Annotated in this window: 8 protein-coding genes; 5 read left to right on the top strand and 3 right to left on the bottom strand. The window is 62.8% G+C overall.

Features of this window, described 5'->3' with window-relative positions:
- Positions 1 to 759 (top strand): 3'-5' exonuclease (locus ACOADB_RS08855; RefSeq protein ID WP_378597594.1); only part of this gene is annotated, 759 nt, incomplete at its 5' end.
- Positions 760 to 1,427: 668 nt separating this feature from the next.
- Positions 1,428 to 4,787 (top strand): NACHT domain-containing protein, encoded by a 3,360-nt coding sequence (locus tag ACOADB_RS08850; RefSeq protein ID WP_378597593.1) that lies wholly within the window; start codon positions 1,428 to 1,430, stop codon positions 4,785 to 4,787.
- Positions 4,788 to 4,912: 125 nt separating this feature from the next.
- Here the strand turns inward: ACOADB_RS08850 and ACOADB_RS08845 are convergent, their stop codons facing one another.
- Positions 4,913 to 5,566 carry a GIY-YIG nuclease family protein gene (locus tag ACOADB_RS08845; protein WP_378597592.1) on the bottom strand — a complete coding sequence of 218 codons (654 nt, stop codon included), beginning with the start codon at positions 5,564 to 5,566 and terminating at the stop codon, positions 4,913 to 4,915.
- A gap of 547 nt (positions 5,567 to 6,113) precedes the next feature.
- Between ACOADB_RS08845 and ACOADB_RS08840 the strand changes: the two genes are divergently transcribed.
- Positions 6,114 to 7,148: an LOG family protein gene (locus tag ACOADB_RS08840; protein ID WP_378597591.1), complete on the top strand. Its 1,035-nt coding sequence runs from the start codon at positions 6,114 to 6,116 to the stop codon at positions 7,146 to 7,148.
- Positions 7,149 to 7,179: 31 nt separating this feature from the next.
- The gene (locus tag ACOADB_RS08835; RefSeq protein ID WP_378597590.1) at positions 7,180 to 7,830 is read left to right on the top strand and encodes an AAA family ATPase; all 651 of its coding nucleotides are present in this window, start codon (positions 7,180 to 7,182) and stop codon (positions 7,828 to 7,830) included.
- A gap of 205 nt (positions 7,831 to 8,035) precedes the next feature.
- Here ACOADB_RS08835 and ACOADB_RS08830 read toward each other — a convergent pair whose 3' ends face one another.
- Both ACOADB_RS08830 and ACOADB_RS08825 read right to left on the bottom strand, forming a co-directional pair.
- Entirely contained in the window at positions 8,036 to 8,332 is a 297-nt protein-coding gene (locus ACOADB_RS08830) for a hypothetical protein (protein WP_378597589.1), read from the bottom strand.
- Between the two features lie 385 nt (positions 8,333 to 8,717).
- A complete protein-coding gene (locus tag ACOADB_RS08825) occupies positions 8,718 to 9,326 on the bottom strand; it encodes a hypothetical protein (protein ID WP_378597588.1) in 609 nt (202 codons plus the stop codon).
- A gap of 81 nt (positions 9,327 to 9,407) precedes the next feature.
- Between ACOADB_RS08825 and ACOADB_RS08820 the strand changes: the two genes are divergently transcribed.
- Positions 9,408 to 9,944, top strand: a 537-nt coding sequence (locus ACOADB_RS08820) for an AAA family ATPase (RefSeq protein WP_378597587.1), incomplete at its 3' end; no start/stop codon positions are given.

The following is a 9,944-nucleotide window of genomic DNA, read 5'->3' as shown; positions in this document are numbered from 1 at the left end:
GTACTTGTCCGACAGCAGCCCCACCTCGTGTGTGACGAACTCATAACAGAGCTTCACGCGCGTGACGTCTCTTGCCGCAACGAGCAAGCACGCCAAGACCTGACTGCGGAACCCGTCGCCGCCGTGATTCTCGATTTGATTCGTGTTCTTGCTGACGTCGGCCGCTCATCGGCCTACGCGCACCTCATGCGGATCGCAGCGGCCCTGAGTCCGACGGAGGAAGTCGCCCTTAGGAACGCCCGGGCATTGAGCAGCTTCTTGATGCTCAGGCGACGGGACGTACGCGCAGGAAACTCAGCAAGGTCGAGCGTCGACAAATGGGCTGTACTCGTTGCCGACTTCGTCGAACTAACGTCTGTCTCGGCTTTGGCGACGCTCTCGCCTGACTATCAGCGTGGCCCTCGCCTCGACGACGTCATCTCACAAACAGTCGAGGCCTTCGGCACCGAACTGACCAGGGACGGCGATCCGCTCGCTGCACTTAGGCGCCTGTCCGAGGAAGATGCGGTTCGTGTACTCACCATCCACAAGTGCAAGGGCCTTGAGTTCGAGAAAGTCATCGTGCTCGGAGTTGAGCACGAACTCTTCTGGGGAGACGTGGACTCCAACCGAGCTGAGTTCTTCGTCGCAGCCTCCAGGGCGAAGAACGAACTGATACTCACAACTGCGGCAACCCGAGCGCGCCCTCCGGCGGCTGCTGGTCGGTGGGACGTGAACAGGCACGCTAATCAGGAGTTCCTGCGCTATGCATTCGAGTAGGCCGAAAGCGCGCCAAGTCGGTAGTCGTGCCCACGGCATGTCAGGCGCCGCAGACTGTAGGTCTTGATCTGTGGCGAGACGCTCAATGCGGCTCATCGCTAGGCCGCGCGAGATTGGTCCGCGGCGTTTCAGCGCGTCTACGTAACGTCGGACCCGCACAAACGCGCCGAGTTGAACACGTCTGCGGAAGGGACTGCTGCGCGACTCGGTGCCAGCAGACCTAGCCCAATCTGCCGCGTTCACTCCCGGCGCATCTCGACTCGACGCGACGCTAAGGGTTCGGTGTCCCTACCGTGGTCACCATGTCCGAAACGCGCATCCTTCACGATGAGATCTGCCCGAAGTGCCAAAGCCCAATCCGGGTCCACGAGAGTGTCATTGCGAATACCCGTAGGCGAGCCGTGGTTCGCAAGGAGTGTTCACGAGGCTGCGTGCTGCTCGCGTCCGACCTTGAAGAAGCCTGAGCAACGTAGCGTCAGTATCCCCCGCGGCGCCTCCTCGTTCAGCGTCGATCCACCGCTAGCCGGACGCATCCGGATGTGTCGACATGCCGAACATGTCGGAACGGCCAGAATAGGTGCGCGTCCGTGGCGGTTTCTCGCACGGGCTTTGAGAGGCTAGGCCGAGTCGATCCCATGACCGACCGAGCGAAGCAGCGAGGAGCGCACGTGTCCGAGGACGAGTTCCGCTACCTATACGAGCGGCTGGACTCAAGCCAGTTCCAGCAACTCGTTTCAGCACTTCTCGCGCACAAGTATCCCGACTTCCGGGCCTTCCCAATCGGACAAGCCGACGGCGGACGCGACGGGATCATCGAGGACGTCGACAAGGTCATCGTCTTCCAAGACAAGTGGTCCAAACGTGGTCGCGAGAAGGACCCGGTCAAGTGGCTCTCGGCAGCCATCGAGGGCGAAGAGGCGAACATTCGGGCCCTCGCAGCCAAAGGCGCACAGCGCTACGTCCTGGTTACGAATCTCGAAGGCACCTCAATGCGTGACAAGGGCCAGATGGACAAGCTTGATGTCGCGTTGCGCAAGTACGAAGCCGACTTTGAGATGCCTCGCATGGAGTGCGTGTGGCGCCCGACTCTGAACGCCTGGGTCAGTGGCGCGCCTTCCGAAGTGACTTGGGCATTCGCCGACATGCTCGCCGGGTGGGACCTCATCCGGTATCTGGTCAGCGAGTTCGTGGGAGCGAATAGCGACACCCGCACCCGCCGCGTCATCAGAAAGATCGCCGAAGTCGCTTGGAAAGAAGACGAGAAACTTAAGTTCTCTCAGCTTGCCATCGGCAAGCACCGCGTGACCGACCTGTACGTCGACGTTGGCGCACGACAACTGCACGCCCCGGTACCGCCGGGTACGCGCCGCAATACCCGGGAACAAGCGGCTGGCGGCGTGTTGCCCAGCGTTTCGGCCCACGTGACCAGCAGCATCTTGCCGTTCACCCTCGTGCTCGGGGCTCCCGGACAAGGCAAGTCCACCTTGACCCAGTACCTATGCCAGTCTCACCGCGCCGCATTTGTCTCGGACGCGGTCGCCAAGGCCGGCCTCCTCACGCTCGCCGAGGACCAGGTCCGGTTTCCCATCCGCGTCGAGCTCGGCATGTACGCAGCATGGTTTGAGGGCGAGGACGTCTTCGAGGAAGAAGCAGCCAAGACGAAGCGGAAGTCGCTAAAGAACGGTTCCATCGAGATGTTTCTCGCCGAGGTGTTCGCTCGCGCGACTGGCGACGACAAGGTCGACGCCAGTGTCGTCGACCAGCTTCTCAATCTTGTGCCGGCCCTCATCGTCTTCGACGGGCTTGACGAGGTCGGCAACATCGCGGCTCGCACCCGAGTGGTCAAGGAGATCGAACGCTTCTGCGCAGCAGGGTCGGCCTATGCCACACGACCCAGAGTCCTCGTGACCTCACGACCCAACGCCACCGAACTTCCCGAGCCCTCCGAGGATACGTTCGAGGTTCTCGCCCTCGAGCCGTTCACTGACAAGCAGATCGCGACCTACATGCAGAGGTGGTGCGCCGCCAACGACCTCAAGTCCACCGAAGGGCGCCGGGTCCGCAAGGCGTTCAAGGCACGCGCCGAGGAGGCCTACATCGGGGAGTTGGCCAGCAATCCGATGCAGCTGACCATTCTGCTCGACCTTCTCAACCGAGACGGAGAGGCCGCACCAACCCAGCGTACCGATCTGTACGACAGCTACGTGGATTTGCTGCTCATACGGGAAGCGAACCGGCACCCGAAGAGCGTCAAGAATCATCAGGGCGATCTGCGAGATATCGTTCCATTCCTGGGTTGGTACATCCAGTCGCGCAGCGAAGAGCACAACCTGTCGGGTCGGATGTCGAAGACCGAGGTCGAGGCCGCGATGACGCACTTCCAGAGCACCTACGAGAAGCCGACCGCAATCATCGACGAACTTCTCGGCGCCGCATCGGACCGACTCTGGGCGCTGACGAGCAAAGAGCAGGGCACCTACGAGTTCGACATCCAGTCCCTCCGGGAGTACTTCGCTGCCAAGTTCCTGTACCGGTTCGCGGGCGAGGAGAACACTTCCTTCGACCGCACCGACGTTCTCCGCGCACTCCTGTGCCGCCCGTACTGGTTCAACACAGCACGCTTCTACGGCGGGAATGCGGACACCACGGACCTGTATGTCCTTGCAGGTGGCATCGCGGAGGCAGTCGAGGACAACCCAGACACGCAGACTCTGATAGCCGCATGGACCTTGATGACCGATGGAGTGTTTAACGGTCGGCCGAAGCAGGCCAACCAAGCTCTGCGCGCTCTCCTGCAAGACGGCAACATTCCGGCACTGCGCTACGCGCTGCGTCGCCGCCAGATCGTTCCGTTGCCTGGCTTACCCACGCCCGCGCCTGAGAACCCCGTCTGGTCCGAGCTCATCGGTATCATCAGCGAACATCCACAAGATCCGCGTGGTCTGCGCGCTGTCCGCGCTGTCCATGAACTTCTGAACTCTGCCAGCGAGTTCGGCGACTGGTGGCGCGCGAAGCTCGCCCATGAAGTCGGTACCGACCGCGAGCACGACTGGCTGCGACTCGGCACCGTGTTCGAGTCCGGCAACGGCCCCGTCGACGGGCCAGTGCTCGACCGCATCGACCTGGCCGATGATGGCGTTCAACTGTTCCTCAACGCCGGCCTCGCACCCACCCGGGGAAGCGACCTCGAAGCTGAACTGATCGCAGAGGTCTTGGACGGGCAGGCGCAAGTCGTCCGCTCGACTCTCTCGCATCCGGCCCGCGTAGCGGCAGTACTTTCACCGCGAGCGTTCTTCGCCTCATCAGACATGGGATTTGCTGACTCCGGAGACGGCGCTGCTCGGATACGAACCGAGGTGCTGCGAGGGCTGGGACGGGTTCACTCGCCGTTCGAGACGATCGCGAAGGAGCGGATTTTCAAGAAGGGGGAGAAAGGGTCGACGTTCCCATGGGCGAAAACGGCGACGGCGCTGTTCGACGAAGTCGGCCACTGCTGGCTCTCGTCGGCAATCGCAATCGTGGGCGCAGCGCACCCACACCAGGTCGCAGCGACCGTGTTCAGCGGTACTGCCGCGTTCGGCACCAGCCACCACCCCGCAACCTTGTTGCGCGAGAGCCGTGCCCACGCAGACGACCTCGCTTGGTGGCAGAGCCAATTGGTCGCTGCCGACAACGACATGTGGCGCGCCGAGTGGGCATTTGCGCTCTGGGCAGTCGCCAGCGTCGCAGTCCTCGATAATCTCCTACACACCTGGGAATCAGTTGTCGGAAACTTGCCACCGAAACGGCATACCGCCTTGGACCAGAGCATCAACATCGTCAATCACCGACAAATTCTTCGCGACAGGCCCATCACCACTACACCGCAGAGCGGCATTACCGAGCGGCTCATTCGCGCGCGAGCCGGCGAGCCTGCACGAGGCGGATCCACATTGCCGGGCGCCGACCACCCGCCGCCACTAGCCATCACTGCACGAGAAGAGAAGTGGCTACTGGTCGACCGGACGGCGAAAGTCACATATCGCTAGTTCACGGATTGCTCCGCTTCCGGCAGAACATTCGGAACTGCCGCGAAGAGTGCGTCATTTTGCCGCGATACAGCCACTTCGTCAGCACCAGCGCACCTCCCGAACCAGCGCCTCAGCCTCGTGATTCAGTCGACGTTCGCGCCGGCCTTGATCGGCGCGAGGGAGGTGCGGCGCATCTCAGAAGTCCACTCGGCCACCTCACCCTCGTGCCAGAACCACTCGCCACGGTCCCGGTATGCCGAGAATCGCTGATGCAGGTCGGCCTCGCAGTCGTACGGAATTGTGAACAACAGCTCGAACGGGCCAATCACCATGCCGTCAGGCATCGTTGCCCCGCCATTCTTGAGCGACTTCAAGCGAGACGGGATGTCAGCTGACTTCCCGATTTTCACCCAACGGCCGCGTTCAATGACGTAGACGTGAGAAACCGGGCGAGGCCGGGCCGCGACAGGGGAGAACGGCTCCTCCGGGTTCGCGGCGGCGTACTCGGCGAGCGCAGTGTCGCTCATCAAGGGGCCGTCTCCGTCGATGACAGCAATCGCGGCCACGGCGATGCCGCCCGCCTCGTCGATCATCCCGTCGGCTGCCTGGTCCGCGTGGCTATCGCACAACCAGAACGTCCCGCCGCCGTACCAGTCGCCATTGTTGTCTCGGGCCGGATTGCGACGACACATCTGCTCCTCGCGGGCGTCCCACGCCCCGCACCTCACGCCGGCCACGACCTGCACCCACACGGACGGCTGCTCAGCCTGGGGGCCGTTCACGGCCTGGTCCTTCACGTGGCTGACCGTAGACCTTCGCGCCGACACAATCCTTCGGCAGCATCGTTGGCGAAGGCAGGTTCGTCGCTGAGCGCCTCTCCGATCAGGCCACCATTGCGACGGGGCAGACGGTCACTCCCTTCGTTCGTGCGGCCAGCTGCCGCGAGATTCCACAGGCAATCTCACAGGTCGACAGACGTCCGCCGAAATCGCTGCCAGACCGGGATGTTCCCGACTGCGTCAGATCGCCGCGATCACGCCGCCGACGCAGACCGACTCCACGATGTTGTCGGTGCGCCTACCCTCCGATGGGTGAGCGAAGGTGCTTCTTCCGCCGCGACCGACACCTCGTCCTCCTCGAGTGCCAGGCCGACAGAGCTATCGACGCAACAAGTTAGGTCGCCGAAAGTGTGTGGAGGGGCTCATCCGAGGTCTTCCGCATCGTTCACAACTGGTCCTAGATTGACCCACGAGGTTTCGGTCCGCTCGGCGTCAGGCGTGCAGCTGACTGAACTGCGTCGTTCAGGCTTTTCTGGAAGTTGCACTTCTGGTTTGGAGGACACACGTGGACGAGCGTTCGGAGTTGTACTCCGCGGACGAGTTACTTGACGGGTTCTCGACTGGTGGGTTTACCGGCACATGGGACTTCGGGATATTCCGCGAGTTCATGCGCACCGGTGGGGCGGCGCCCGGTTCGGCAGCGCGCCGGAAGCAAGCTCTGCACGACGCGACAATCTCGGATGCGCTGATGGGGTACTTGCTGAGCGAGTTGCCTTTGGTGGGAATCATGGGAGGTCACAAGGTGCACCGCGACTCGCCGGCCTATCGAGCTGTCGCCGAGTTGACCAATACCCTTGCTGGGGAATTCCTTGTCGCGAGTGGTGGTGGGCCAGGAGCGATGGAGGCTGCGCACGTGGGTGCCGCGGCCCCTGATCTCGAGACTGTCGATCGTCTCATTAACCGACTCAGCGCTGAGCCCGAGCTCCCTCGACTCATCGACATCGTTGACCGTGGCGGGAATGTCATTGGCACCCCTGAGACGTTGGCCGCTGCCGAGCGGTGGCTTGCTGCCGGCATCGACGCGCGGTCGTTGCTCAAGGAGGTCCGCCCAAGCCTGGCGATTCCGACCTGGCTGTATGGGCAAGAGCCCACGATGCCGTTTGCCACCGCTTATGCCAAGTACTTCCACAACAGCATCCGCGAGGAGGCGCTGGTTAAGCAGTCGGCCGCGGGAATCATCTATGCACGCGGCGGCGGCGGCACACTTAGGGAGATCTTCCAGGACGTCGAAGAGAACTACTACGCCCCTAGCGCTAATGCGTTCACACCCATGATTTTCTTCGATCCCGAGGGCTATTGGCAGCGTGACTTCGGCGGGACTGCTGATGGCATTGACCTCGACGACCTACTGCGCAGGATCATCGTTAAGGCTCGTGCCGGCACAGGAGACGCTAACCAGTGCTTGGCGAAGATCCATTTCACCACTGATGTCGATGAGGTTCTTGAAGCACTGCGAGCCCACCGGGGCGTTGCCCGCCAGAACCTCGAACTGATGTCCGCTGGCGGCGCTGGCGACCTCTTCCGTGCGCTACTCCGATAGACCGGTCTGCTGTACAGACAGGTGACGCTACATGCGTCTATCCGCCGCGTATGCCCGCAACGGCAAGCGGGCACTCAGGCCAATGAGCGCGCGCGACACCATGCCAGTGGTCACCGGTACCGTCCTGGACGTGGTCTATCTCCTTCACCTCAACGGTCCGCCAGGAATCGGCAAGTCCACGATCGCCAGGCGATATGCCGAAGAACACCCCGGTGTACTGAACTGCGACATAGATGCTCTTCGGACCCTGATCGGCGGGTGGTCGGACGACTTTCTGAAGGCTGGGGCTCTCATCCGTCCCGCGGCGATGGGAATGATCGAGGGCTACTTGGACAGCGGCCACAATGTAGTGCTCCCTCAGTTGCTGATCCATCCTGCCGAGGTCTCGCTGTTCGAGGCGTGCGCTGTTCGGACCAACGCGCGATTCATCGAGCGTTTCCTAATGGATGGCTGTGAGCGATCCGTGGCGCGGTTCCACCGCCGCGGTGAAACGGACCCTGACAACCCGTGGCACTCTCAAGTCCAAGCCATAGTCGCTGCACAGGGTGGCGACGAGGCGCTTCGCCAACGGCACTCGGCGCTTCAAGCGTTGCTGGACCAACGTCCCGACGCGATGCTCGTTCAAAGCGCGGAGGGAGACGTGGAGGCCACCTATCAGCGACTGGTTGCCTCACTCGCCTGAATACCCGCCCGTTCCTGCCGCTGTCGGAGATGCGCCCTGCAAGCCGCAAAGCGCGCACCCGAACATGACCCAATCCGCCGCGAATCGCCGGCGAGCGCCGGGCACTACGCCGACCCACCGGAACCCTTGATGGACGCCGTTCGCCGCCCGAGCGACTGAAGGTCTCACCCAAGTCACGCTCATCCACGGCAGCTCGGGCGAAGACTCAGTCTTCGCGTGTGCTCCAGTGCGCCTTATAGATGCTCATGTTGTGGAACCCGTCCCACTCGGGGCCGTTGATGCCGGTAGCCACCGTTAGCAGCACCTTGGGCGCTGGCGTCACAAAAAGCTCAAGCGACTCTTCGAGCTCGTCGCGAATCTGTTCCAAGTCCGCGTCCGTCTCCGCGTTCTGCTCCAGGACACAGGCGTGAAGGATGATGCGGTCGTATCCGATCTCGACGTTGAGCGCGTCGACGTTCTGCCTGATCAGACAGACACTGGCTTGCCCCGCGAGGTAAAGCACGAGATGTTCCCACGCATCGTCACCAGAGAATGAGAGACGGCGCGACCTCCGCTTGCCCGGGTCAGGGCGGAGTCGGGGAGGACGCGACATGGCTCAGAGGGTGTCACATCGCTTGACTTGGCCTGATGCAAGTCCCGCCAAGACGTGCAAGTGCACTCTCCCTCGATGATCTGCGACCGAATCAGTGACAGCCGGACCTAATGCATTCCGCGCATAAGCAGCCCGGATTCCGGAGAGTCGGGTGCGAGGACACCCAGAACTGAGCGGTCATCCGACCCTGGCACTTCTGGCTGCTGCCTCCACCGCGCTTCGGCGCTTGCGCTGATGATTCCTCGCCGAAACGACCTCGCACCCGTCGTGGCTGTAGGCAAGGCACTCGAATCGATCAGGATCTGCGGAGTCGCAGTCGCCGTGCTGGCGGTCGACTCTGGTCAACCCGCCGCATGGTGATCGGCGCCGGTTCTTGGTCGTCAAGGAGTTCCCGCAACGCCCCGAGGTCGTCCCGAATGTCCGTCCCTGTGAGGTACTCCTCGTACTGACGCAACCCATCAAGAATGTCGGCGTCCACTTCAGTGGAAAGCACTTGGCGGACGTAACCCAGGACGACCTCCATGTCCTCCATCCACGCCATGACACTCCGCGACGTCCACCGCGACAGGCCGTCGAAGCGGTAGCACGCCATCACTTCGTCGGAGTCTGCGCTCATCACGGCCGCGAGCTCCGTTTCGTTACGTGGTTGCCGGAACACGAACTCTCGTCCGTAGTGGTCGTAGGCGATGTTGTCCGGTGCACTGAGTCGACCGGTCATGCAGGTGTCGCCGGACACCGACCAGACCAGACCCGGGACGGTGAGGACTGTTCGTTCGTCCCAGTCCCCAGGCGGCTCTTCGAGCTTCGCTTCAAGCCCCGCTTGCGCGCTCGGATGAGTGTTGCCGAGGGCAGCGCTGGCAGCGACTTCGCGGATCGTCGCACGATCAGGAAGGAAGGCGGGCACCCATCCATGGTCTCGCAGTGTCGGATGCTGCGAAACGAAAAGACCGCCCGTTGACCGATGCGGTGCACCTACACTCGCCCGATGGATGAGGGAGTGGCGCCGATCGGTGTCGAGGCGGATGCTCGCGCAGTTCAGAACGCCGTACGACGGGCCCGCGTGGGACTGGTCGATCGCGACGTACTCACCGAGGTCGTCGCATTGTGCGCAGTCTCCGGTGAGCACCTGCTCGTCGTCGGGCCTCCCGGCACCGCCAAGTCCGACGCGGTTCGACGGGTCTCGCAGCAGCTCGGCGGGCAGTACTTCGAGTACCTGCTCGGGCGTTTCACCGAGCCCAACGAGCTGTTCGGCCCGATCAATCTCCAGCGGCTCCGCGAGGGCGTCGTCGAGGTCGAGACGGCCGGCATGGTGCCGGAAGCCGACATCGCCTTTCTCGACGAGGTCTTCCTCGGATCGACCGCGATTCTCAACACGTTGTTGGGCATCCTGAACGAGCGCGTCTACCGGCGCGGCAACACCCTTGTGGCGTGTCCGCTGCGCCTCTGCGTCGGAGCGACCAACCGGCTTCCCGACGATCCGGCTCTGGACGCGTTCGCCGACCGATTCCTGGCCCGCGTCTTC

The organism is Nocardioides sp. CPCC 206348, from assembly GCF_048654705.1.
In the GTDB taxonomy this organism is placed as follows: Bacteria; Actinomycetota; Actinomycetes; order Propionibacteriales; family Nocardioidaceae; genus Nocardioides.
The sequence above is the reverse complement of the archived record's forward strand: the minus strand, read 5'-3'. Positions and strand labels throughout refer to the sequence as shown.